General features: G+C 48.9%; 27 protein-coding genes and 1 riboswitch. Of the genes, 21 read left to right on the top strand and 6 right to left on the bottom strand.

What is annotated here, in order from left to right; genetic code table 11:
- Window positions 1-83: 83 nt before the first annotated feature.
- Window positions 84-899, bottom strand: coding sequence for an alpha/beta fold hydrolase (locus B5E82_RS04770; protein WP_087306325.1), 816 nt, complete (start codon window positions 897-899; stop codon window positions 84-86).
- Between the two features lie 344 nt (window positions 900-1243).
- On the opposite strand from B5E82_RS04770, the gene B5E82_RS04765 reads away from it, so the two are divergent.
- The 3 genes from B5E82_RS04765 to B5E82_RS04755 all read left to right on the top strand — a co-directional run bounded on the left by B5E82_RS04765 (window position 1244) and on the right by B5E82_RS04755 (window position 4729).
- Window positions 1244-1699, top strand: a complete 456-nt coding sequence (locus B5E82_RS04765; RefSeq protein ID WP_087306323.1) for a flavodoxin family protein — start codon at window positions 1244-1246, stop codon at window positions 1697-1699.
- Between the two features lie 266 nt (window positions 1700-1965).
- Window positions 1966-3063, top strand: coding sequence for a glycerol dehydrogenase (locus B5E82_RS04760; protein ID WP_087306320.1), 1098 nt, complete (start codon window positions 1966-1968; stop codon window positions 3061-3063).
- A 52-nt stretch (window positions 3064-3115) separates the two neighbouring features.
- Entirely contained in the window at window positions 3116-4729 is a 1614-nt protein-coding gene (locus tag B5E82_RS04755) for a hypothetical protein (protein ID WP_087306318.1), read from the top strand.
- A gap of 217 nt (window positions 4730-4946) precedes the next feature.
- Here the strand turns inward: B5E82_RS04755 and B5E82_RS17850 are convergent, their stop codons facing one another.
- A complete protein-coding gene (locus tag B5E82_RS17850) occupies window positions 4947-5162 on the bottom strand; it encodes a hypothetical protein (protein ID WP_140393086.1) in 216 nt (71 codons plus the stop codon).
- A gap of 378 nt (window positions 5163-5540) precedes the next feature.
- Here B5E82_RS17850 and B5E82_RS04745 point away from each other — a divergent pair, with 378 nt between their 5' ends.
- The 17 genes from B5E82_RS04745 (at window position 5541) to B5E82_RS04665 (ending at window position 19076) form a co-directional block, all read left to right on the top strand.
- Window positions 5541-7493 carry a TIGR03960 family B12-binding radical SAM protein gene (locus B5E82_RS04745; protein ID WP_087306313.1) on the top strand — a complete coding sequence of 651 codons (1953 nt, stop codon included), beginning with the start codon at window positions 5541-5543 and terminating at the stop codon, window positions 7491-7493.
- Window positions 7490-8206, top strand: a complete 717-nt coding sequence (locus B5E82_RS04740; RefSeq protein WP_087306311.1) for a TIGR03936 family radical SAM-associated protein — start codon at window positions 7490-7492, stop codon at window positions 8204-8206. The genes B5E82_RS04745 and B5E82_RS04740 overlap by 4 nt, the downstream gene beginning before the upstream one ends.
- 2 nt (window positions 8207-8208) lie before the next feature.
- Window positions 8209-9411 (top strand): ribonuclease E/G, encoded by a 1203-nt coding sequence (locus B5E82_RS04735; RefSeq protein ID WP_087306309.1) that lies wholly within the window; start codon window positions 8209-8211, stop codon window positions 9409-9411.
- A gap of 270 nt (window positions 9412-9681) precedes the next feature.
- Complete coding sequence (locus B5E82_RS04730; protein ID WP_087306307.1) at window positions 9682-10899, top strand: MalY/PatB family protein; 1218 nt, start codon at window positions 9682-9684, stop codon at window positions 10897-10899.
- A 96-nt stretch (window positions 10900-10995) separates the two neighbouring features.
- Window positions 10996-11523 carry a helix-hairpin-helix domain-containing protein gene (locus B5E82_RS18430; protein WP_087306305.1) on the top strand — a complete coding sequence of 176 codons (528 nt, stop codon included), beginning with the start codon at window positions 10996-10998 and terminating at the stop codon, window positions 11521-11523.
- Window positions 11524-11627: 104 nt separating this feature from the next.
- Window positions 11628-12350, top strand: a complete 723-nt coding sequence (locus tag B5E82_RS04720) for a MerR family transcriptional regulator (RefSeq protein ID WP_087306303.1) — start codon at window positions 11628-11630, stop codon at window positions 12348-12350.
- A gap of 523 nt (window positions 12351-12873) precedes the next feature.
- Complete coding sequence (gene rplU, locus B5E82_RS04715; protein ID WP_087306301.1) at window positions 12874-13185, top strand: 50S ribosomal protein L21; 312 nt, start codon at window positions 12874-12876, stop codon at window positions 13183-13185.
- 5 nt (window positions 13186-13190) lie between these two features.
- On the top strand, window positions 13191-13511 hold the full coding sequence (locus tag B5E82_RS04710) for a ribosomal-processing cysteine protease Prp (protein ID WP_087306299.1): 321 nt from the start codon (window positions 13191-13193) through the stop codon (window positions 13509-13511).
- Between the two features lie 4 nt (window positions 13512-13515).
- Entirely contained in the window at window positions 13516-13803 is a 288-nt protein-coding gene (gene rpmA, locus B5E82_RS04705; protein ID WP_087306297.1) for a 50S ribosomal protein L27, read from the top strand.
- Between the two features lie 74 nt (window positions 13804-13877).
- Complete coding sequence (gene obgE / locus B5E82_RS04700) at window positions 13878-15167, top strand: GTPase ObgE (RefSeq protein WP_087306294.1); 1290 nt, start codon at window positions 13878-13880, stop codon at window positions 15165-15167.
- Window positions 15168-15254: 87 nt separating this feature from the next.
- On the top strand, window positions 15255-15557 hold the full coding sequence (gene yhbY, locus B5E82_RS04695; RefSeq protein ID WP_087306293.1) for a ribosome assembly RNA-binding protein YhbY: 303 nt from the start codon (window positions 15255-15257) through the stop codon (window positions 15555-15557).
- 69 nt (window positions 15558-15626) lie between these two features.
- Window positions 15627-16268, top strand: a complete 642-nt coding sequence (gene nadD, locus B5E82_RS04690; RefSeq protein ID WP_087306291.1) for a nicotinate-nucleotide adenylyltransferase — start codon at window positions 15627-15629, stop codon at window positions 16266-16268.
- Window positions 16265-16882 (top strand): bis(5'-nucleosyl)-tetraphosphatase (symmetrical) YqeK, encoded by a 618-nt coding sequence (yqeK, locus tag B5E82_RS04685; protein ID WP_087306289.1) that lies wholly within the window; start codon window positions 16265-16267, stop codon window positions 16880-16882. The genes nadD and yqeK overlap by 4 nt, the downstream gene beginning before the upstream one ends.
- Window positions 16879-17244, top strand: coding sequence for a ribosome silencing factor (gene rsfS, locus B5E82_RS04680; protein ID WP_087306287.1), 366 nt, complete (start codon window positions 16879-16881; stop codon window positions 17242-17244). Before yqeK ends, rsfS begins: the two co-directional genes overlap by 4 nt.
- Before the next feature lie 5 nt (window positions 17245-17249).
- Window positions 17250-17936 (top strand): DUF554 domain-containing protein, encoded by a 687-nt coding sequence (locus tag B5E82_RS04675; RefSeq protein WP_087306285.1) that lies wholly within the window; start codon window positions 17250-17252, stop codon window positions 17934-17936.
- Window positions 17937-18018: 82 nt separating this feature from the next.
- A complete protein-coding gene (locus tag B5E82_RS04670) occupies window positions 18019-18639 on the top strand; it encodes an NUDIX hydrolase (protein ID WP_087306283.1) in 621 nt (206 codons plus the stop codon).
- Entirely contained in the window at window positions 18636-19076 is a 441-nt protein-coding gene (locus tag B5E82_RS04665) for a hypothetical protein (protein WP_087306281.1), read from the top strand. Before B5E82_RS04670 ends, B5E82_RS04665 begins: the two co-directional genes overlap by 4 nt.
- Before the next feature lie 134 nt (window positions 19077-19210).
- On the opposite strand, the gene lexA is transcribed toward B5E82_RS04665, so the two are convergent.
- A complete protein-coding gene (lexA, locus tag B5E82_RS04660) occupies window positions 19211-19828 on the bottom strand; it encodes a transcriptional repressor LexA (RefSeq protein WP_087306279.1) in 618 nt (205 codons plus the stop codon).
- A 313-nt stretch (window positions 19829-20141) separates the two neighbouring features.
- Here lexA and B5E82_RS04655 point away from each other — a divergent pair, with 313 nt between their 5' ends.
- A complete protein-coding gene (locus tag B5E82_RS04655) occupies window positions 20142-21257 on the top strand; it encodes a DUF3048 domain-containing protein (RefSeq protein WP_087306277.1) in 1116 nt (371 codons plus the stop codon).
- A 92-nt stretch (window positions 21258-21349) separates the two neighbouring features.
- Here B5E82_RS04655 and B5E82_RS04650 read toward each other — a convergent pair whose 3' ends face one another.
- From B5E82_RS04650 to cysK, 3 genes are all read right to left on the bottom strand, one after another.
- Window positions 21350-22420, bottom strand: a complete 1071-nt coding sequence (locus B5E82_RS04650; protein ID WP_087306275.1) for a tyrosine-type recombinase/integrase — start codon at window positions 22418-22420, stop codon at window positions 21350-21352.
- Window positions 22421-22544: 124 nt separating this feature from the next.
- Window positions 22545-22750: riboswitch (cobalamin riboswitch) on the top strand.
- A 647-nt stretch (window positions 22751-23397) separates the two neighbouring features.
- Window positions 23398-23769 (bottom strand): LysM peptidoglycan-binding domain-containing protein, encoded by a 372-nt coding sequence (locus B5E82_RS04645; protein WP_162610705.1) that lies wholly within the window; start codon window positions 23767-23769, stop codon window positions 23398-23400.
- 251 nt (window positions 23770-24020) lie between these two features.
- Window positions 24021-24953, bottom strand: coding sequence for a cysteine synthase A (cysK, locus tag B5E82_RS04640; protein ID WP_087306273.1), 933 nt, complete (start codon window positions 24951-24953; stop codon window positions 24021-24023).
- Window positions 24954-25099 lie beyond the last annotated feature (146 nt).

The following is a 25099-nucleotide window of genomic DNA, read 5'->3' as shown; positions in this document are numbered from 1 at the left end:
CTTATGTCTGGTAAATCAAAAAATATGCAAAAATAAAGTGTACACTGCTGGCAAGGTGTACACTTTTGCTGTAATGGAAGGAATCAAAGGGTTTCGGCGAATTTTTCTATCAACGTATTCACTTCTTCAGGCGCATCAGTATTGGAATTATGCCCTGCATTTTTTATCCACGCGATTGGAATTCCGGTATTTTTATGCCATGCTTTATTATACCGGATACAAGAACCCGCATGGTCCTTTTCTCCGCATATCAGCTGTGCCGGACATTTTATCTTGTATGGAAGGCCGGCTTCCATTGCTTCTGCCAATATTTTAAAACCGTGTCCTGCTATCCGGGCATATCTTTTCTGGCTGCCATCGTAGGTCATCATAATTTCATGCATCAGCTTCCTTCCATACGAAGATGTGGCGACGCCCTTTGTTCCGGTTTTCAGCAAGGACTTCCATGGATAATATCGATATACCGGTTCCATTCTTTTAAGAAGCCATAATTCGATTTTTGTCACATAGTTTCTTTGCAGAGGTGCTGAATCAATAGAAACAAATCCCTTCAATTTGTCAGGAAACAGCTCCGAATATGCCTGCCCAACGTAACCACCCATGGACTGTCCTATTATAACCGGAGAATGAATATTTTCCAGACACAAAATGTCATCCAGCCATTTGGCTTTATCCATCAACGAAAAATCAAATTTGAATGGCCATGATTTTGCATGCCCAGGCGCATCCCATACAAGCACATTGTATTTTCCCTCGAAATATTCGATCTGCTTATCAAACAGTCGATGATCTGCGGTTAACCCCGGCAGAAAAATCAAGGTGATATGTTCAAAGCCCTGTTCCATATTTATCCAATAATGAATATCCCCGCAAGGAGTCTTATATACCCTTTCGTTCATTGCAATTACTCCGTTTCGTGAAGTTCCAATTTGCCGCTGGCACCATGATACTATGGCCGGCCATTTTCAGCAATAGATACGTTGAAACTTGTGGAAATAAAACGATTGCCAATGCTTTAACTGTGAAAGATACAAGTCAAACTGGAGGCGTCTGGTTTTATCATCTGCGCGATCGGGATTTGGCATATGCGGTGAAACAGTGAGCAGTATAAACCTCCCGGTATTTATGCAGTTACCAAAAAGAGGCTTCTTCCATAAAGAGACAGGAGCTATAATAAACGCAGAACTGAGAAACAGACTGTTTCAAAAAAGCAAATCCGATAAACCACGGGGAGGTTTTCAAAATGAACATCTTATTTATCAACGGAAGTCCCAACAAACATGGAAACACGGCGAAGCTGGCGGAGCTGCTGCTGGATGGAAACAATTATGAGACGCTGAATCTGACAGATTATAAGCTGTATTCTTATGGACAGAACTTTGCAGACGATCAGTTTGAGGAAATTCTGGCAAAGATGAAAGCGGCGGATATTCTCGTTATCGGTTCCCCGGTCTACTGGCATAGTATGTGCGGCGCAGTCCGGAATCTGCTGGACCGGTTCTATGGCCCGGTAAGCTCCGGTTCATTAGCCGGGAAGAAACTGGCTTTTGTATTCCAGGGCGCGGCACCGGAAGCCTGGATGCTGGAAAAAGGTGAATATACCATGAACCGCTTTGCCAGACTGTACGGAATGGAGTATGCGGGAATGGTGACCCGCGGCAGTGAAGCGAAAGCCGTGGCAGGGAAACTGGGGCTCTAAATGAGAAAAACACCAGGCACAGAAAAAATCATCCTATAAAACAAGAGAAAGAAACGGCGGGAAGTCTTGGATTTCCTGCCGTTTCTTTCTCTGCAGACGCATAGTTTCTGAATTGACGGGCGGCAGGCGCCATGATACAATCAGTCTGTATCACGGTGGTACGTCCCAAGCTTCAGGGCTCCCCGCTTTGGAGCTGGAGATACGATACCGGTGAAAACAGAAGCACGGAGAAAAGACAAGAAAAAACAGGACAGGAGGAATCAGGAATGGCAAAGATTTTGATCAGCCCGGGACGCTATGTGCAGGGCGCAGGAGAGATGAAGAAGCTGGGAACTTATGCGGCAGTGTATGGGAAAAAGGCTTTGGTTCTGATTACAGAATCCGGATATAAAAGGAGCAGCGCTGTCATTGAAGAAGGATTCCAGAACGCGGAATGCAGTATGACAGTAGACTATTTCCAGGGAGAATGCTCTAAAAAGGAAATCAGCCGGATCTGCGCGCTGATGGAAGAAAAGGGCTGTGATCTGATGATCGGAATCGGGGGCGGCAAGACGCTGGATACCGCGAAGGCGGCAGCCTATTACAGAAAGGTCCCGGTAATTATCTGCCCGACGATTGCCTCAACAGATGCGCCCTGCAGCGCTCTTTCGGTTATTTACAGTGAGGAAGGCGTATTCGAGGAGTATCTGTTCCTTCCGGCTAATCCCAATATGGTCCTGATGGATACAGAGATTATCGCAAAATCACCGGTTCGTCTGACAGTCGCCGGCATGGGAGACGCCCTTGCCACATACTTTGAAGCGCGGGCCTGCCGGGACAGCGGAGCAGCCACCTGCGCTGGCGGAAAGGTGACGGGAGCCGCGATGGCTCTGGCGGAGCTCTGCTTTGACACACTGATGGAGGAAGGCGTCAAGGCCAAGCTGGCGCTGGAGGCAGGGGCCTGCACGGAAGCAGTCGAAAGGATCATCGAAGCCAACACCCTTTTGAGCGGAATCGGTTTTGAAAGCGGCGGTCTGGCCGGCGCTCACGCGATTCACAACGGCTTTACGGTGCTGGAGGAATGCCATTCCATGTATCACGGAGAGAAGGTAGCCTTCGGAACCATTACGCAGCTGGTGCTGGAAAATGTGCCGACAGATGAGCTGGAGGATATCATAGATTTCTGCATTGAGCTTGGACTTCCCGTAACCTTAAAGGAGCTGGGAATCACAGATCCCACGCCGGAAAAAATTATGGCCGTGGCGGAAGCAGCCTGCGCTCCCACCGATACCATTCACAACATGCCCTTTGAGGTAACGCCTGAAAGCGTAGCGGCGGCGATTCTGGCGGCAGACCGTTACGGCAGGTATTTTCTGGGCGAGTAGAAGTGAATAAAAGAGAGTAAAAAGAGCAAAAAAGGGCTGTGAGAGGGGCATTATGAAAAAATTATTGAAAAAACTGGTTTTGCTTTTGGTTCTGGCGCTGGCTGCGTTTCTATATTACTACGTGGCTCTGCCCGCCTTTAATATCCATTCCATCGAAACCTGGTTCTTTCTGATCGTTGGATGGCTTGTGCTGGTACTCCTTTTTTCGTTTCGGAAATTTGATTTTTCCCGAAAAGGAACGGTTCAATATCATGATAAAAAGGGCTTTAGCTTTACGAAGGCAGGCCTGGCGGTATTGGGGATAATGATTCTGGTACTGGCTGTGGGAACACTGCTTTCTTCGCCCATCATCAACGCCAGGAGGTATCAGGGGCTTTTAAAGGTGGAGGAGCGGGAGTTTTCTGAAGACATTCCCCAGCTGGATTACGACCAGATTCCGCTTCTGGATAAGGATTCTGCGGAGCTTTTGGGAAACAGAAAGATGGGAAGCATGGTGGAATATGTATCCCAGTTTGAGGTCAGCAGTCTCTACACCCAGATCAATTATAAGGAAAAACCGGTGCGCGTGACGCCTCTGGTATATGCCAGCCCGATCAAATGGCTCACGAATCAGAGCGGCGGAATTCCGGCCTACATCAGGATTGATATGACGACCCAGGAGACGGAGTGCGTGAAGCTGGAGAAGCCGATCCGCTATTCGGAATCCGAATATTTCAACCGGAATATTTACCGTCATCTGCGGTTCCGGTATCCTACCTATATTTTCGACAGCATCAGTTTTGAGATCGATGATGAGGGTACGCCTTACTGGATCTGTCCGGTGAAAAAATTTAATATTGGTCTCTGGGGCGGACAGACCATCGGAAAGGTGGTGCTGTGTAATGCCCAGACAGGAGAATGCACCAGCATGGACGTGCAGGATGTGCCGGAATGGGTAGACCGGGTGTATTCCGCGGATCTCCTGATTCAGCTCTATGACTATTATGGGAGCCTGCGGCATGGCTATTTCAACAGCATTCTGGGGCAGAAGGACTGTCTGAGAACCACAGAAGGATATAATTACATCGCTATGGACGACGACGTCTGGGTATATACGGGCGTGACCTCCGTATCCGGCGATCAGTCTAACGTGGGCTTTGTGCTGATGAATCAGCGTACCATGGAAACCCGCTATTATGCCTGCGCGGGAGCGGAAGAGTTTTCCGCCATGTCGTCAGCAGAGGGCCAGGTACAGCATCTGGGCTATAAAGCCGCATTTCCGCTGCTCCTGAATATAGCTGATGAGCCTACCTATTTCCTGGCGCTCAAGGATGAAGCGGGACTGGTGAAGAAATATGCCATGGTTAATGTGCAGCGCTATCAGATCGTAGCCATCGGGGATACGGTGCCTGAATGTGAGGAGGCCTATATTTCTCTTCTGAACGACAATAACATTATTGCGGAGGAGGGCGCCGAGACGCAGAAGCGCAGCGGCGTGATTGCCAGAATTGTGGAAGGCGTCATCGACGGGAATACCCATTATTACATTTTCCTGGAAGGCTCCGAAAGCATTTTTGATGTGGCCCTTTCTGATTTTGTCGAAATTGTAAGGTATCAGGCGGGGGACCGGATTACCCTGGAGTATCTGGAAGGAGAAAAGACCTGCCGTGTGACCGGAATATCCTGAGCGGTCTCCAGACAGCAGGAACATACAGACGATACAAAGCTTTTTTAAACATGTTGTAAAAGGAGGGTCCGTTCCGGTCAGGATGGGCTCTCCTTTTACAGCTTTTTTCTTAATTTTTTTCATCCGGTTTGAAAGGAAGAGAAAATATGATACACTGAAATTACAAAAAGATATCAGAGATATGAAAGAATATATCTGAGATCATGTAACAGATATATCATTTCTTTTGAAGAGGAAAATAATATGGATGAAAACTGCAAAGCGGAACTGCAAAAATTTTTTTCTGTCTCAGCTGTGATTTTTCTGGTTGTTTATCTTGTTTTTCTGATGTTGTCTTTTTTTTCAAATTCCTTTTCCATTCCTCTTTTTGCAGGTCTGATGTTTGTTGAATTTTTTCTTTTACTGTTCTGCTCGCGCTCTGCTGCATTGTCATGATATATGTCCTGAAAATCAAAAAAGAGCAGGATATGATCCTGCTGGTTATCGCGCTGTATAACAGTTCTTTTTTTGATAAATCCATATGTGCCCTGCGCAGGCTGAAGCAATTGCAGTCATTGGCACAGAGAGAAAAATAATAACATCTAATATAATTGAAGTTCCGTGAAATTCAGTATATTATAATAGGCAGAACAGGAACAGCAGTGACGAGGCGGCCGGTATTCTGATATTGACTTTTTCACGGGAACGATTTATATTCAAAGACAGCTTGTGTCAGAATGCAGGACCCTGAAGTTCTGTTTTTAAGTAAAAATCATGTAAAAGGAGAAAAGTTGTAATTGTGTGCTCATACACAATATCATAAGTGCTCAAAATGAAAAAATTAGCTTTAAGCGATGAAATCTTATTGAAAATAGACAAGCCTGCCCGGTATCTCGGAAATGAGATCAACGCAGTCATCAAGGACCCGGAGCAGGTGGACATCCGTTTCTGTATGTGCTTTCCGGACGTGTACGAGATCGGCATGTCCCATCTGGGTATCCAGATCCTCTATGACATGTTCAATCAGCGGGAGGATGTCTGGTGCGAGCGCGTCTATTCTCCCTGGGTAGATCTGGATCAGCTCATGAGAGAAAAGAACATCCCGCTGTTCGCGCTGGAATCCCAGGACCCGGTGCGGGAATTTGACTTTCTGGGAATTACGCTCCAGTACGAAATGTGCTACACGAATATTCTTCAGATTCTGGACCTGAGCGGTATCCCGTTGAGTGCCGCAGAACGTACCTGGGAGGACCCGATCGTGATTGGCGGCGGGCCCTGCGCCACAAATCCGGAGCCGCTGGCGGAGTTTTTCGATCTCTTCTATATCGGAGAGGGCGAGACCTCTTACTTTGCCCTGCTGGATGCTTACAAGGAAGTGCGGCAGAAATGCGGAAGCCGGAAAGAGTTTCTGGAGCGGGCGGCACAGATTCCCGGAATCTACGTGCCTTCTTTCTATGAAATTACCTACCAGGAGGATGGAACTTTGGCTTCCATGGAGCCGGTAAATCCCCATGCGCCCAGAAAAGTGGAAAAGCAGGTAGTGACCGACCTTACTCACACCTACTATCCGAAGAAACCGCTGGTGCCTTTCATCAAGGTCACCCAGGACCGTGTGGTTCTGGAGATCCAGAGAGGCTGTATCCGCGGCTGCCGTTTCTGCCAGGCGGGGATGCTGTACCGGCCCACACGGGAGCGGTCTCTGGAAATGCTGGAGCAGGCAGCCCTTGATATGCTGGAAAGCACCGGACACGAAGAGATCTCGTTAAGTTCCTTAAGTTCCAGCGATTATTCGCAGCTTCAGGAGCTGGTGACGTTTCTTATTGACACTTTTGGAAACAGGGGCGTCAATATTTCCCTGCCTTCCCTGCGCATTGACGCTTTCTCTCTGGACGTTATGAGCAAGGTGCAGGATATCCGTAAGAGCAGTCTGACCTTCGCGCCGGAGGCCGGCTCCCAGCGTCTGCGCGACGTGATCAACAAGGGCCTGACCGAGGAAGTGATCTTGGAAGGAGCAGGACAGGCTTTTGAGGGCGGCTGGAACAAGGTGAAGCTTTATTTTATGCTGGGCCTGCCCACAGAGACAGAAGAAGATCAGAAAAGTATCGCCTGGCTTGCGGAGCGGATTGCCCGCCGGTATTATGAGATTCCCAAAGATCAGCGGAACGGAAAATGTCAGATTACCGTCAGCACCTCTTTCTTTGTGCCGAAGCCTTTCACGCCCTTCCAGTGGGCCCGCATGTGCACCCGGGAGGAATTTCTTGAGAAGGCGCATACGGTAAACACGGAAATTAAAGCTCAGCTGAACCGCAAGAGCATCAAATACAACTGGCATGAAGCAGATGTCACAGTGCTGGAGGGAATCTTCGCCCGCGGAGACCGGAAAGTATCAAAGGCGCTCCGTCTGGCTTACGAGAAGGGCTGTCTTTTCGATTCCTGGTCTGAGCATTTCCATAATGAACTCTGGCTGGAAGCCTTTGAGGAAGCGGGCATCGACATCTCTTTCTACACGACGCGACAGAGAAAAACGGATGAGCTGTTCCCCTGGGATTTCATCGACATCGGTGTGACGAAGAAGTTCCTGCTGCGGGAGTGGGAGAGAGCTCACGAGGAAAGCGTTACACCCAACTGCCTGATGCAGTGCCAGGGTTGCGGCGCAGGCCGTTACCACACCGGCGTATGCCCCGGCGCGTCCGCGGGCGGCCCGGTACAGAAAGTTCCCACAGGCAGCGCCCCGGTTTCTTCTGAAACCGCACAGGAAATCCAGGAAGGAGGAAATCAGGCATGAAAATCCGCATCAAATTCCGTAAATACGGTATCATGAAATTTATCGGTCATCTGGATATCATGCGCTATTTCCAGAAGGCCATGCGCAGGGCTGATATCGACATCTGTTATTCCAGCGGTTTCAGTCCCCATATGATTATGTCCTTTGCGTCCCCGCTGGGCGTGGGACTGACCAGCGACGGCGAATATCTGGATATAGAGATCGGAAACGAGCAGTCCTCCGCGTCTGCGGTGAAGCGCCTGAATGCAGTGATGGCAGAAGGGGTCGAGGTCTTATCCTTCCGCAGAATTCCGGAGGAAAAGGCGTCAAACGCCATGTCTCTTGTGGCTGCTGCCGATTACGAAGTACGTTTCAGGGACGAAAAATTTCTTCCTGACAATTTGGCGGAAGCCTGGACTGCCTTTTATCATCAGAGCGCCATTCCCATCGTCAAGAAGACGAAAAAGGGAGAGCGTGAGCTGGACTTAAAGCCTCTGATCTATCAGGCGGAATGCCGTCCGTCTTCTGATGGAAGCTGTATCTTCCTGCGTCTGTCAGCGGGCAGCGCCGACAATATTAAGCCGGAGCTTGTGATGGAAGCTTTTGCGGCTTACGCAGGCTTTTCGATTCCGGGGTTTGCCCTTCTGATTCACAGAAAAGAGCTTTATGCCGATACGGGCCTGGAGGGAGCAGGGCGCTTCGTAAGCCTGGAAGATCTGGGAGAGGAGTTTTAGGGATGGAGGAACAGGGAATTTTTCTCGTGACCCGGCTTTCTGTCCACGGAAAAGAAAAGATTGTCAGCGCATTTTATGAAAACGGCCGTGCTGCGGAGCTTTCCTGTATGTCTTCCGGCACAGACTCGCTTCTTGGAAATATTTATGTGGGAAAGGTGAAAAACATCCTTTCAAACATCAACGCAGCGTTCATAGAGATCGCAGACGGCGTGCTCTGTTATTATTCCCTCGCGGAAAACGACACGCCCCTGTACACTTCACCTAAAAAGAAGGAGAAGCTCGTCCCCGGCGATGAGCTTCTCGTGCAGGTAAGCCGGGAAGCCGTCAAGACAAAGGCTCCGACTGTCACCTGCAATCTGAACTTTGCCGGGAAATATCTGGTGCTCACCACCGGGAAAAAGAATCTCGGCATTTCTTCTAAGCTGGAACAGACAGAACGGCAGCGGCTGCGCCAGATTGCGGAACCTTTTCTTCAGGAAGACTTTGGCATCATCGTCCGCACCAATGCGGCGGGAGCCGGGGAAGAAGAGCTGAGAGAAGAACTGACCCGCCTGACTGCCCTTGTACGGCGGACACTGGAAACCGGACGGAACCAGACATGCTTTTCCCTTGTGTATCGGGAACCTCCCGTCTACGCGGCCAGAATCCGGAGCCTCCCCCAGAACCGGCTTGGTAAAATTGTGACTGATGACCGCATTCTGTATGAGGAGCTTTTCAGTTATCTTTCGGAATATCAGCCGGAAGATTTGAATAAACTGCAGTTTTATGATCAGGAAGCCCCTTCTCTGAACAGCCTTTACGGGATTGGAGGGGCGCTGGAAGGGGCTCTGCGGGAGCGTGTATGGCTGAAATCTGGCGGTTATCTGGTGATTCAGCCTACGGAGGCCCTCACGGTGATCGACGTGAATACCGGGAAATATCAGGGACGAAAAAAGCAGCAGGATACGTTCCTTAAGATCAACAAAGAAGCAGCCGCCGAGATTGCCAGGCAGCTCCGCCTGCGGAACCTGTCCGGCATCATCATCGCAGATTTTATCGATATGGAGGCGCAGGAAGATCAGAAGGCGCTTATGGATTATCTGGCCTCTGAGCTGAAACACGATCCGGTCAAGACGACGCTGGTGGATATGACGGCGCTGGGACTGGTGGAAATTACGCGCAAAAAAACGCAGAAGTCGCTTTTTGAGCAGGTATACAGTGACTGAGCATGGACGCCCCGCCGCCCCGGTTTCCTTCCAGAACTCGCTTGCGCTCCTGTCAAGCGTAACGGTACTAAGGTTTCCCGGGCCCAAAAGCGGCCCGGGAAACCAAGTGCCGACGCTCTCCAAGGGTTCTTTCAGGAAACCGGGGCGGCGGGGCTGTTCGTGACAGGCCCTGCACACCTCCGGAAAAAGCCGTGCCGGCAAAAGGGCTCAGGATTGAGGCATGCCGTTTAAAAGTGGACAGCATTGACAGGAGAGAAAGGAAGGCAGTGTATGAAGTACGACTTTACGACAATTATGGACCGGCTTGGAAAGGACGCCATAGCGGTGGATATTCCAAGTTCCGGCGGCGGAAATGGCTTTTTTGCAGACGCGAAAATAAAGGACGGCTTTTCTGTGATCCCCATGTGGGTGGCGGATATGAATTTTCCCGCTTTCCCGGAGATCCCCAAAGCAATCTCTGAACGTGCTGCACATCCGGCTTACGGGTATTTTCAGCCCACAGAAACGTATTTTGACAGCATCATCCGGTGGCATGAGGAGCGTTTTGGCACCACGGGTCTTACGAAGGAATGTATCGGATATGAGAACGGTGTGCTGGGCGGAGTGGTGAGCGCCCTGAAGATTCTCTGTCAGCCCGGGGATTCCATTATCACCCAGTCTCCCACCTATATCGGTTTTACGCACTGCGCGGAAGACAATGGCTGGAATCTGGTTCTGAATCCGCTCATACAGGATGAGCAGGGAACGTGGCGGATCGACTACAGGGATTTGGAGCAGAAGCTGTCCGGAGGCGGTATCCACGCCGCCATTTTCTGTTCGCCGCACAATCCTGCCGGCCGTGTATGGGAAGAGTGGGAAATCCGGAAGCTGATGGATCTTTACCAGAAATATGACGTATATGTCATTTCGGATGAGATCTGGGCGGATCTGACCATGCCCGGATACCGCCATATTCCCACACAGATGATTTCTGAAGATGCCCGGATGCGCACAATTGCTCTGTACGCTCCGTCAAAGACCTTTAATCTGGCCGGTCTTGTGGGCTCTTATCATGTGATTTACAATTCCCTGCTGAGAGATCGAATCACAAAAGCGGGAGCTGCCACCCATTACAATTCCATGAATGTACTTTCCATGCACGCTCTGACTGCCGCTTACAGCAAAGAGGGACAGGAGTGGCTGGACGAGCTTCGCCAGGTCCTGAAAGACAATCTGGAGTATGCAGTTTCTTTTATCTATGACAATTTTGCAGGAATCCGGACGACCATGCCCCAGGGTACCTACATGCTGTTTCTGGACTGCACAGACTGGTGCCGGGAACACCATACGACGATTGACGCTCTGCAGAAAGCAGGCATCGAAGTGGGCGTGATCTGGCAGGATGGACGGCCTTTCCACGGGGACTGCCACATCCGCATGAATCTGGCGCTGCCCCACAGTCTTGTCGCAGAAGCCTTCGACCGTCTGAAGAAATATGTCTTTATATAAATACCTAAATTAGCGTCGGCATACTAAGGGAAATTTCCCCTCACATTTCCAGGCATTTATGATGCCGGTACCCAGCCAGAGAGAGGAGGTGCGCTTATGAGTGAACTCAGAAAAATCCCAAATGTAGGAAAGCAGACGGAGCAGGATCTGATTGCCATGGGTTACCGAAGCATTGAGTCCCTGCGCGGCAAACGGGCCGAGGAACTCTACGCAGAGGAATGCCGTCTAAGAGGATTCGAGCTCGACCGCTGCCAGCTCTATATTTATCGCGCGTTGGAGTACTATCTGAATACGGAAAATCCAGATCCGCAGAAATGTAAATGGTGGTTCTGGAAAGACGATTTTTATCTGCCCGCCCCCTGCGGCGCTGTCTGTACAGAATGTGCGCGCTTCCCATCGGAGTGTGCTGGCTGCCGCAAGATCGAGGGAAAGGTCTTCTGGACAAAATATCTGAACCGGGAACGCTGCGCAGTATATGACTGCTGCGTAAAAGACAAAGGACAGCGTACCTGTGCAGACTGCATGGAACTTCCCTGCGAGCGCTTCACGAAAGACCCTACGCTCACCGACGAGCAGAATGAGGCAGGTTTGAAAAAGCTGTTAAAAAATCTTCGGCAGCTATAACAGGAGAAAGTCCTTATCCAGGTGCTCTGACATAAAATTTCTGAAAACCCTTGACCCTGACGCTGCGTTATAGCTTACAATGGCCTTACACGGGAGGGATAGTTATGCGGACAGTAAAAGAAGTAAGCAGACTCACAGGGGTAAGTGTGCGCACCCTGCATTATTACGATGCAATCGGTCTTCTGAAACCTGCAGAAGTAACGGAAGCGGGTTATCGGCTGTATGACGATACGGCACTTGGCCGTCTGCAGAATATTTTACTGTTTCGGGAACTGCAGTTTCCACTGAAGGAGATCAAAGCAATTCTCGACAGCCCGGATTTTGATCCGTCGGAAGCTCTGGCACAGCAGATCAAACTGTTGGAACTGCAGTATCAGCATATAGGAGAACTTATCTCTTTTGCCCGTGAAATCCAGAAAAAAGGAGTAAGAAACATGGATTTTCAGGTTTTTGACACGAAAAGGATGGAAGACTATAAGTCAGAAGTAAAGGAAAGATGGGGCGGCACCAGAGAATATCAGGAATATGAGCAGAAACAGGAAAAAGCCGGTGATTCCGCTGAAGCAGGACGGCGGATGATGAATATATTTGCTGAGCTTGGAGCGCTGAGGCAGCTTCCGCCATCCGACAGAGCAGTACAGGAAAAAATCATTGCTCTGCAAAAAATTATTACAGATAATTACTATACCTGTACTGACAAAATTCTTGATGAGCTGGGAAAAATGTATGTGGACGACGAGCGCTTTAAGCGCAATATCGACAAAGCCGGCGGCGAAGGAACAGCCAAGTTTGTAAAAAGAGCCATTGAAATTCACTGCGCCAGATAAGCATCTCGTGATTTCCAGTAGCTTTTCCAATACCCTGCCCGTGCTGTTTTACGCACAGTGAAGACATTTTTATTTGTGTCTTTCTGACGGGCTATATCGGACAGAGCATGAAGCGGAAGCGCCTGCCGGCTGAGATATTCCCGGAAGAACCCTTGGAGAGCGTCGGCACTTGGCTTGCCGGGCCGGTTTTTGGTCCGGCAGGCCTTAGTACCGTTACGCTCGACAGGAGCGGAAGCGGGTTCTGGAGGGAATACTCAGCCGGCTGGCGGTCACCACGTATCTCTGTCCAATACAGCACATCATCCCAGGCACAAAGCAAAAATTTCTGAACCCCCTCTTGACAGCCCGGTATGCCTGTGCTATTATATTACGGATGCCGCACAACGAGGTATAAGTATGCGCTTTTTTATCCGTTCTAGTTTCATCCGGCCGCTTTTTCAGGCAGAGGAAGAGAAGGGAAATGGGCAGAAGGAAAAGACGCGTCACCAAAATTGGCGAGTAAATAATCAGGAGGTGCCACAGAATGTACGCAATCATTGCAACAGGTGGTAAACAGTACAAAGTATCCGAAGGCGATGTAATCAAAGTTGAGAAGCTTGGCGTAGAGGCAGGCGAGACTTATAACTTTGACCAGGTTCTGGCAGTCGGCGGAGACACTCTGACCGTAGGAACCCCGACAGTAGCCGGCGCTACGGTAACTGCATCTGTAATCGGTGACGGCAAAGCAAAGAAAGTCATCGTTTACAAGTACAAGAGAAAATCTGGATATCACAAGAAAAACGGCCACAGACAGCAGTACACGGCAGTTAAGATCGAGAAGATCTCTGTTCAGTAATCGTCATGACAGCCGTTACCATATATAAAAGATCCGGACAGTATACCGGCTTTTCCATAGAAGGACATGCCGGATACGGCGAGGAAGGCGAGGATATTGTGTGCGCGGCGGTCAGTGTGCTGTCACTGAATACGCTGAATTCCATAGAAGCCTTCACAGAAGACAGTTTTTCGGGGGAACAAAAAGACGGCTATTTAAGCTGCAGCTTCCCGGAGCCATTGTCTGAGAAAGCCGTACTGCTGGTGGATTCCATGGTACTTGGACTGACAGACATTGAACGAAGTTATGGAAAATCATACATCAGGATTGCATTCAAGGAGGTGTAATATCATGTTACAGATGAACCTTCAGTTGTTCGCTCATAAAAAGGGAGTAGGTTCCACAAAGAACGGCCGTGATTCCGAGTCCAAGAGACTGGGAGCCAAGAGAGCTGACGGACAGTTTGTAAAGGCTGGAAACATTCTTTACAGACAGCGCGGAACCAAGATTCACCCGGGTGTGAACGTAGGACGCGGCGGAGATGATACCCTGTTCGCTCTGACTGACGGAATCGTAAGATTCGAGAGAAAGGGAAGAGATAAGAAGCAGGTTTCTATCGTTCCGGTAGCAGCAGAATAAGTTACTTTGAGGCTTCAAGTCGTCAGATTTGAAGCCTCTTTTACCATCAGACAGCTTTTTGCAGGAGATTGATAATGTTTGCAGACAGAGCGAAAATATATATCCGTTCCGGCAAGGGCGGCGACGGACATGTAAGCTTCCGCAGGGAGCTGTATGTGCCCAACGGCGGCCCGGACGGCGGCGACGGCGGCCGGGGCGGCGACGTGATTTTTGAAGTGGATGAGGGGTTAAATACCCTCTATGATTACCGCCACAGAAGAAAATTCAAGGCGGAAGACGGAGAAGAAGGCGGAAAACGCCGCTGCCACGGAAAAGACGGCAGCGATATCATATTAAAGGTTCCGGAAGGAACTATTATAAGAGAAGCGGAGAGCGGCAAGGTGATCGCAGATATGTCAGGTGAAAACCGGCGCCAGACCATCTTAAAAGGCGGACGGGGCGGCGCTGGCAATCAGCATTTTGCCACCTCTACCATGCAGGTGCCCAAGTATGCCCAGCCGGGACAGCCGGCTCAGGAGCTTGAGGTGCTGCTGGAGCTGAAAGTCATCGCGGATGTGGGACTGGTAGGCTTCCCGAATGTGGGAAAATCCACGCTTCTTTCCCGGGTGACGAACGCGCAGCCCAAGATTGCCAACTATCATTTCACCACTCTGACACCCAACCTGGGCGTGGTGGATCTGGAAGGCGGCGGAGGTTTCGTCATCGCGGATATTCCGGGACTGATCGAGGGCGCTTCCGAAGGAGTGGGCCTGGGACACGAATTCCTGCGCCATATTGAGCGTACCCGCGTACTGATTCATATGGTGGACGCGGCTTCCACGGAAGGCCGTGACCCGATCGAAGATATTTACGCAATCAACAAAGAATTAAAGGCCTATAATGAAGAGATCGCAGGCCGTCCCCAGGTCATCGCGGCCAACAAGGTGGATGTGCTGGGAGAAGATACCGAGCCCATAGAGAGGCTGAAAAAAGAATTTGAGCCCCAGGGAATCCGCGTGTTCCCCATATCCGCAGTGGCGGGACAGGGCTTAAAGGAGCTTCTTTACTATGTGAAGGAACTTCTGGACGCTGCGCCCCAGGAAGCCATTGTCTTTGAGCCGGAGTATTTCCCGGGCGAGGAGCTGGTGTATGTAAATCTTCCGTATACAGTGGTCAAATCAGAAGAGGAAGAGGGCGTCTACATTGTGGAAGGCCCGCGTATTGAAAAAATGCTTGGTTATACCAATCTGGATTCGGAAAAGGGCTTTGCGTTCTTCCAGAAGTTCCTGAAGGATACGGGAATTCTGGATGAGCTGGAAAAAGCCGGAATCCAGGAGGGTGATACCGTGCGGATGTATGGCCTGGCCTTTGATTACTACAGATAGACCGCTTTGATAATTACCGATATACAGAAATAGAATGCCTTTCTGCGCCGGCCTGGCTGCCGCAGAAGTAAAGGAGAAAATAGAATTATGACAAGCAAACAACGGGCCTATTTAAAAAGCCTTGCCATGACCATGGACCCCATTTTTCAGGTGGGGAAAGCTTCTGTTACGCCGGAGCTCATCGGCGCTCTGGAAGAGGCTCTCGCGGCCAGAGAACTGATTAAGCTCAGCGTGCTGCAGAACTGCGCGGACGAGCCCCGGGAGATTGCAGAGATGATTGCAGACAGAACCCGTTCCCAGGTCGTTCAGGTCATCGGCAAAAAGATCGTTCTTTACCGGGAAAACAAGGATGAAAAGAATGAGAAGAAGAAAATACAGCTTCCGATGTAGCTGTATTTTCTTTCCGAAGCCGGAGAGAAGACCGGCGGGGTATAAGCAGGAGAAGGACAGGCAGGACTTATGGATACCGTAAAACGAAAGAAGGTAGGAATTCTGGGAGGGACCTTTGACCCCATTCATACAGGACATCTGATCCTGGCTGAAGAGGCCTGCGAGGCCTTTTCCCTGGACTATGTGCTGATTATGCCCAACGGAAATCCGCCTCACAAGGCAGGACAGGTGCATGCCAGCATGGAGCAGCGCACCAGAATGGCTGAGCTGGCAGTGGCAGACAATCCTCATTTACGCGTCTCTGATTTTGAGCGGACGCCGCAGGATTATCACTATACCTATGAGACGCTGGAATTTCTGACGGAAAAGAATCCGGATACAGATTATTATTTTATTCTCGGCGCAGACTCCCTGATGCTTTTCCATACCTGGAAAGAACCTCAGCGGATCTGCGATCGGTGCGTTATTCTGGCCGCGGTGCGGGATGGAATGCGGCCGCTGGAGCTGGAAAGCTGGATAGAAGCTTTAAATAAGCGCTTCGGAGCCCGGATCTATCCGCTTTCCACTACAAATATTGATATCTCCTCGAATATGATTCGGGAAAAGGTACAGAACCGCCGTAGTATCCGGTATTATGTCCCGGCTCCGGTGGAAGCCTACATTTACACAGAAGGGCTGTATCAGCCGGGGAAGGAGACGGGACGTGAATGAAAAATTATGATATGAAATCCTATCAGAAAAAAATCAAGCATGAGATGGACGACGGGCGTTACCAGCATACGCTGGGCGTCATGTATACCTGTGCCGCTCTTGCCATGCGATACGAATACGACATTCAGAAGGCTCAGCTGGCCGGCCTCCTTCATGACTGCGCCAAATGTATTCCAAATGGAAAAAAACTGAAACTCTGTGAGAAGCATAACATTCAGATCACAGAAGTGGAACGCCGCAATCCTTTTCTGCTCCACGCAAAACTGGGTGCGTTCCTGGCGATGCATGAATACGGCGTCAATGATAAGGAGATTGTCAGCGCCATCTTAAACCATACCACCGGAAAGCCCAATATGTCTCTGCTGGATAAAATTGTATATGTGGCAGATTATATTGAGCCCCGGCGCAATAAGGCGCCCAATCTGCCGGAAGTGCGGAAGCTGGCATTTCTGGATTTGGACGCAGCTCTCTACAAGATACTTTCCGATACTCTGGATTATCTGGACGAAGGCTCCGGAGAAATTGACGAGATGACAATGAAGGCCTACGAATACTATAAGGCAGAACGGCAGGCTGCGGCCGCCGGACCGGACGAGAAGGAGGAAAATCTATGACACAGACACAGTCAAAGCAGATGGCCAGACTGGCCTATGAAGCCCTGGAAGATAAAAAGGCGCGGGATATCCGTATCCTGGATATTTCTGAAATCTCGGTTCTGGCCGATTATTTTCTCATTGCCAGCGGCTCCAATAAAAATCAGGTGCAGGCTATGGTAGACAATGTGCAGGAAGAGCTTCACAAAGCCGGCTTTGCGCCCAGACAGATAGAGGGATATCAGACAGCCAGCTGGATTCTTCTGGATTACGGCGATATTATTATTCATATTTTTGATGAGGAAAACCGTCTTTTCTATGATCTGGAACGTATCTGGAGAGATGGTTCCGTCATTTCTCCGGAAGCCTTAAAGGAGGCATAACATCAATGATACTGACAGGAGTCATCATCAATGTCGCGGCAATCATTATCGGCAGCGCTGCCGGACTTCTGCTCAAAAAAGGAATTCCGGACAGCATGGGAGATTCTGTTATGAAGGCCATGGCTCTCTGTGTCCTTTATATCGGGATCAGCGGTTCTCTGGACGGTGAAAATGTGCTGATCGCCATTATTTCCATGGCACTGGGAACCGTGATCGGAGAGGCCCTTTCTCTTCAGGAGCGTCTGGAAAAGCTGGGCGCTCTGATTCAGTCAAAATGCCGTCCCTCTCCAAACGGCGTGTCCGTGGCGGAAGGGTTTGTCAGCGCAAGCCTTCTTTTCTGTATCGGAGCCATGGCGATTGTAGGCTCCCTTCAGAGCGGCCTGTCGCTGGATCACAGCACTCTTACCGCAAAAGCTCTGATTGACGGTATCGCAGCCGTCGTACTTACGTCCAGCCTGGGAATCGGAGTTATGTTCTCTGCCTTTCTCTGCCTGCTCTATGAAGGAACCATCACCGTATGCGCCAGGTTTATCGGACCATATCTTACCACCTCTGTCATCAATGAGATGACCTGTGTGGGCTCTCTGCTGATTATCGGGATCAGCATTAACATGATGTTTAAAAACAAAATACGCGTTATGAATTCCATACCGGCTGTTTTCCTGCCCATCCTGCTGTGCCGGTTCATGTAAAAAATGAAGAAGCGGATGATTATGTAAAGCTGAGAAATTCAATGGGATTCCGGTATGGGTTTCCCGGAAAGGAAGAAAAGCTATGAGCAGTATCCGGAAGATCACACAGGTTACAGATAATCGTTTTCTCAATATGTTTGATCTGGATGTCATACATCGTTCGGGAAAGCCTGGACTCTATCACATCGCTTCCCGTGCCCGCAGCATCGAAGAGCTGAAGCTGTCTACCAGAATAAACAAAGCAGACGGGGTCATTATTTACGCGCTTTATGGGGAAAAAAGAGACAGAGTTGTGCTGATTCGGCAGTACCGTTACAGCATTGCCGGTTATATTTATGAATTTCCTGCAGGGCTGGTGGATGAGGGAGAGGATTTCCACGCCGCCGGCGTCCGGGAACTCAGGGAAGAAACAGGGCTGACCTTTCATCCCATAGAAGTGGATGACATATATTCAAAGCCCTATTTTACCACCATCGGGATGACCGACGAATCCTGCGCGGCCGTATATGGAACAGCTGATGGAATCATCTCCGGCGAGGGGCTGGAAGACAGCGAGGAGATTGAAGTGGTACTTGCGGATCGGACGGAGATCCGGAGAATTCTAAGGGAAGAAAACGTCTCTCTGATGTGCGCTTATATGATGATGCATTTTCTGCATGCAGACCCCGAAAACCCGTTTTCGTTTCTGGAGGTGAAAATATGACCCTGGAGGAACAGCTGGAATTCTGGCATCAAAACGATGAATACGAAAAAATCATTGAAGAGCTGGAAAAAATTCCAGATACGGAACGCAGTCATAAACTGACAGGACTTCTGGCACGGGCATATGAAAACGCTGCAGGCGGCACGGAGCATCCGGAGTATCATCTTCACGCAATAGAGCTTTTAAAAAGCGCGGTAGAAGAAGAGGACCCCAACTGGAATTTCCGTATGGGCTTCGCGCTCTACTGGCTGGACAGAGAGGAGGAGGCCGTGCCTTATTTCGAGCGTATCTTCACACTGATTGATTCTGATCCGGAGACCCAGGCTTTCTGGGCTGACGCAAGAGAACTTCTCGATTACTGCCGCCAGCAGGCCGCGCGAAAGAGACAGGCACAGAACCATGAGCCTTACCTGTCCATATCTCAGAGAATATGGTAGCGTCGGTGTAGAGGGATAACTCTCTTTACACCGACGCTAACGCCGGCGTAGAGGGATAACTCTCTTTACACCGGCGTTCTTATATTTTTAAATATTTTTTAAATGTTTTCAAAATCTTTATGACGTCAATACATTCATCGGAAAAAGCGGAAAACTCCGAATACTTTTCCGAGAATCTGGCAGTCCGGTACAATGATCGGGGACATCGCGTCATTTTCCGGCTGCAGACGGATGTGATCGGCCTCGCGATAAAAGGTCTTGACAGTCGCCGAATCGTCTACAAGAGCTACCACCATATCGCCGTTCCGGGCGGTCTGGCTCTGCTCTACAATGATGGTATCTCCATCAAAAATTCCTGCGTTGATCATGGAATCCCCCTGGACTTTCAGCATAAAACACTGTTCGTTCGGCATGAACTCCATGGGAACCGGGAAGTAGGATTCTATATTTTCCACAGCCAGAATCGGCTCTCCGGCAGCCACCTTTCCTACAATCGGAACATTGACCACCTCTCTGCGGGCCAGATTGAAATTATCGTCAATAATCTCGATAGCCCGGGGTTTGGTAGGATCTCGGCGGATATAACCGTTCTTTTCCAGAGTCTCCAGGTGAGAGTGAACGGAAGAGGTGGATTTAAGATCCACAGCTTCGCAGATATCACGCACCGAGGGGGGATACCCTTTGTTGATAATCTGAGATTTTATATATTCAAGAATTTCGGATTGTTTTTTTGAAATCTTTCCATAAGCCATGCTTGCGCTTCCTCCTTCTGCGGCCTCGGTGTACCACTGAAATACATTCGTTTATTTATTCAAGTATAGCATATGTCTGCACCGGATGCAAACAAATGTTTAGAAAATTTGTTCTGGTTCCCTGTGACCGCAGGAAACAGGAATTGCTACGCTGCAAATGTAAACGTTCCATGAACTTTAAATGAACATTTATTTTTTTCTGGTATACGGTTACATTTTATGCTATAATTATTACTAAATTATTACACCCTCAGCGTCCCGCTTATGGTGTTTTTATTTGCTGGGGGAAGACCACACAGGAAGGAACCAGAAGATGAAAAGACATGTGAAATGGCTTCTGCTGGCCTTGAGCTTTGCCTGTCTTGCAGGCACAGCCGGCTGTGGAAGCAGCGAAGAAGTTACGGCGGACAGCTTCTCCACAGAGGAGGAAGTGATTCCGGAGGAAGTGGAAGCAGAAGAGCCGGAAGAGGAGGAGGTAGAAGAAGTCGCCCCCGAAGGAATGTACCGCAGTGAATTGACAAATGAGTGGATCAGCGAGGATTTGAAGGATCAGCGTCCGATTGCGGTCATGGTTGACAACGAGAAGACAGCCCTTCCCCATTATGGGCTTTCACAGGCAGATATTGTCTATGAGATGATGAACAGCACACAGAACGGACAGATCACACGTTTCATGGTACTGTTCAAAGATTACGACAGCGTCCGCCAGATTGGAAGCGTCCGCAGCGTGCGTCCTACCAATCTTATGATTGCTCCGGAATGGAATGCGATTGTCTGCCATGATGGAGGACCTTTCTATATTAACACCTTCCTTGCCAATGATTATGTTGATCATTTCAGCGGAACCTTTTCCCGCGTAGACAATGGCAAACCCCGCGAGTTTACAGAGTACATACTTCCGGGAGATATGGAAGACAATTTCAGCAATTCCAGCGTAGACCGCAATTATAATGAATACGCCCCCACAGAACCGCATTTTGAATTTGCTTCTGAGAGCAATCCGGTGGATCTTTCCGGAGAAGCAGGCAGCACGGCGTGTACGCTTGTCGATCTCCCGTTCCCGCATAACGGATCAGAGCTCAATTATGATGAAGCCTCAGGGACTTATCTGTATTCCGAGTACGGTTCCGCTCATGTAGATCCGGGCAACAATAACCAGCAGCTTGCGTTCAAGAATGTGATTCTTCAGAAAATGAGCTACAATCAGCTGGACAATCACGGATATATGGTATGGAACTGTCTGGCGACCGGCATGGAAGGCTACTACATTACGAACGGGCAGGCAATTCCCATTACCTGGAGCAAGATCTCAGATACAGACCGCACCATCTACTACGACATGACAGGGGATGAAATTACAATCAATACCGGAAAGACCTATATCGCTTTTGTAGCGGATGAAGTATGGGATGAGCTGGTAGTCCAGTAACCGGACAGAATACAGACAAAGTAAAATGGACTAATGGACTGCGGCAGCCGAAAGAAAACGATGTTTCGGCTGCCGCGTTTTTTATCGATATCTTAGTCCTCGCGGAGTCTTACGGCTTTGGCCGCTCTGCGGCGCCGGTTTTCATCCTGAGCCGCATAATGCTTCCGGGTGGTATTTACGTCCTTATGTCCCAGCACATCGGCTACCAGGTAGATATCGCCCGTTTCCTGATACAGAGTGGTTCCGTAAGTACTGCGGAGCTTGTGAGGCGTAATTTTCTTCAGGGGCGTCACCTGACGGGAATATTTCTTCACCAGATTTTCCACCGCGCTTACACTGATTCGGCGGTTCTGGGTGGAGTAGAAGAGAGCGCGCTCGTGGCCTTCCTGAGGAATTACATGTTTCCGGCTGCCTTCGATGTAGTCCCTGAGCGCTTTTTCCACCTCTTCTCCAAAATATACGATCATCTCAGAGCCGCCTTTCCGGGTCACTTTGATTCCGTTATTATTAAAATCAACATCTGTAATGTCAAGTCCCACACATTCCGACACACGAATACCCGTTCCAAGCAGAAGCGTAACGATGGCCAGGTCCCGTTCCTTTGTTTTTTCATAATAGACCTTTTTCTGTCCTGTCAGCTGATCGCCTCCATGCTCAATAAAGTCCAGAAGCCTGGCCGTCTCATCCGCGTCCAGCCGGATGATGGCTTTATCATGAAGTTTCGGCATATCCACAAAAACAGTTGGATTCGTGCGAATCATCTGGCGCTTATAGTAGTAAGCATAAAAACTTCTCAGGGCCGACATCTTTCTCTTCAGCCCCCGTTCTCCATTTGTCACAGAGGCCGTAGAACCATCTTCCTCATCCTTCTGATACAGCTTCAAATACTCCTGATATTCTTCGATATCCACCGCTTCCAATCTGTCCAGATCCTCTGCTTTAAAATCGGTGGTTTGATAATTCTTATAATATGGATTTTCCTCAATCAGGAAGCGGAAAAACACCCGGATATCATACGCATAGGAAATGCGCGTGCGTGTGGATGTGGTGGGCTCCACAGCTCTGAAATAATCTTTCGCAAAAGGAGGAAGGGTTTTCAGGATATCCCGCAGCTTCTGTATATTGGTCATATCTGTCTGTTCGTGATAACTTCTGTATTCCATAGTAGGTAATCCTTTCTGTTTTCTCCTGGTAGTTTTATTTTAATTGACGGTGTCCATATCAGATGCTATAATGGATCTGTACAATTCCATATATAAAAGATATAAAGTGCTGTCCGTTTTTTGCTCATACGTTCGTATGGATAGTATCCAGAATGATAATATATGAATAATACGGACAGAAAAGGGAATCAGGTGAAAATCCTGAGCGATCCGGTCACTGTAATCAGGGAGCATTCCCTTCGCAATCCATTGTACAGCAGACTGTATGAGAAGGAAAGGGAAATGTGATGATCTGTAAGCCAGGAAACCTGCTTGATATCTAAGGAGAGACTTCCGAAGAAAGTTATATTCCTGTTAAAAGAAAATGCTAAAAGTTTTCTTTTTGCTGTGTCTGTTTTCCTCTGAAGCAGGCATATTTTATTTTATGGAATGCTCAGTAAAAATGTGGAACCGTACAGATACCGGGACAAAATCTGGACCGCAAAGCAGGGCCTGACAGACTGTGACGGCATTCGGTCTGTTACATCCTGTGAATATTCCAGAACAGCAGCTAAATGTGAGCCTGAATCCCCGGCTTAAATCATTTAACATATTGCAGTTACAGTTCCGGTTTGCTTTTGCATCTGCCTGACCAGTTCCTGATAATTATCAAGGAAACGGTTCGGGCAGATGTTTTTTATAGCATTATTTTAAGCGCAGCTGTCTTTAACACAAAGAAAGAAGAATCAGCGGCTGCAGGAAAGAGAAAGAGACGCATGGCCTCAGCCTCATGGTTTGTATGTGCCGCAAGCTGTAAATAACTGGAGCTTTAAACGGCGTTTCCGGCTTTTCTGGGGCAATCTATGAGAAAAACATGGATTTGTCGCATAGATCTCTCTGCTTCTCTATCGTAACACATCACTGATTTTTCGTCAACCAATACGTTAAAATCCAGTTAAAGAAAATTTCTTACAAAAAAAATAAGCCGTGATTTTACATCACAGCTTATATTCTGTAGAATAATACGGAAGAATCAGATATTGTCCTGATACAATATCATCTATACTGGCAAGAGAATTCAATTCCTGAACTTCTCTGATATAATCCTCACGGGACTCATAATGCTCATCCATATAATCAGAGGCCAGATCCCAGATAGTGTCTCCTGGCTGAATCTCCACATTGGTGTAATATTTATAATATGTGATTTCAGGCTCCTTTGCCTCAGCTTCAGACAGAAAACTGCCAAAAATAACCGCCAGCGCCAAAGCCAGGCAAAGGGATGAAATCAGAAGCATAATATTCCTTTGTCTTTTGTAATGTCTTCTGTAAACTCTTTTTCCAGTGTAAGTTCTCTTTCTTTCGTACATAAGATGTGCCTCCCCAAACATGCTCTCCATTCATGCAGCAGACATTTCGAACAGTTGTTCTTTATGTTTGTATTATAAAACACGAACATTCGTTTGTCAATACATATGTTCGGAAAATATGTTCGAAAATAGCAGACAAAAACGTTCCGGATAAAAATCCGGAACGTTTCCACAGGCCGCACAGTGCCCCGTTTCTCTCCTGTCCCCCGTCTTGGGTGAGGCTTTATTTGATTTGACTTATCGGATTTGCTTTATTCTGTAAACAGAGGTGTCGAATAGTACCGGTCTCCCGAATCAGGAAGCAGGGCGACAATGGTTTTTCCTCTGTTCTCCGGTCTCCTGGCCAGTTCAACAGCCGCCCAGAGCGCCGCTCCGGAAGTGATTCCCGTCAAAATTCCTTCTTTTTTGGCCAAAAGTTTTCCTGCGGCAAAAGCGTCATCGCTTTCTACCGGAATAATCTCATCATATATTTCCGTATTCAGAACCTCAGGTACAAAGCCAGCGCCTATTCCCTGCAGTTTATGCGGGCCACTGGTTCCCTTTGACAGCACTGGAGAATCTGCCGGTTCCACAGCCACTATTTTTACTTCAGGCTTCTGCTCTTTCAGGTACTCTCCCACTCCTGTCAGCGTTCCTCCCGTACCTACACCTGCCACAAAAACGTCTACCTGACCGTCTGTGTCTTTCCAAATCTCAGGCCCGGTGGAAACTCTGTGAGCGGCTGCGTTGGCCGGGTTTTCAAACTGTCCGGGGATAAAACTGTCCGGAATTTCAGACGCCAGCTCCCTGGCTTTTTTGATTGCTCCGCTCATTCCTTCCGCGCCGGGCGTAAGTACGATTTCGGCGCCGTAGGCCTTCAGAATATTGCGGCGTTCCACGCTCATGGTATCCGGCATAGTCAGAATCATGCGGTATCCTTTGACAGCGGCGATCGCAGCCAGACCGATGCCTGTATTTCCGGAAGTGGGCTCTATGATAACAGCTCCTTCTTTTAGAATTCCTCTGTTTTCCGCATCCTCAATCATGGATTTCGCTGCCCGGTCTTTGACGCTTCCGGTAGGATTTAAGTATTCCAACTTCACCAGAATTCTTGCCTGCAGCCCCAGCTCTTTTTCCAGATTTTCAGCCTCCACCAGGGGCGTCCTGCCGATGAGTTGAAGAATATTATTATAAATCTGTGCCATATACCTCATTCCTCCTTTTCCCGTTTACCGGTATCTTAAACCAGCCCGGAGAAAAAGTCAACGCTTCATCTTATAGAGAAAAAAGCCGGCCCTTCATCTTTTTCTTGCCAGTCTCTGCAGGGACAGTTATAATGGATAAAGCACCT

The sequence above is a fragment of the Lachnoclostridium sp. An138 genome, from assembly GCF_002160765.1.
Lineage (GTDB): Bacteria > Bacillota > Clostridia > Lachnospirales > Lachnospiraceae > Laedolimicola > Laedolimicola faecalis.
The sequence above is the reverse complement of the archived record's forward strand: the minus strand, read 5'-3'. Positions and strand labels throughout refer to the sequence as shown.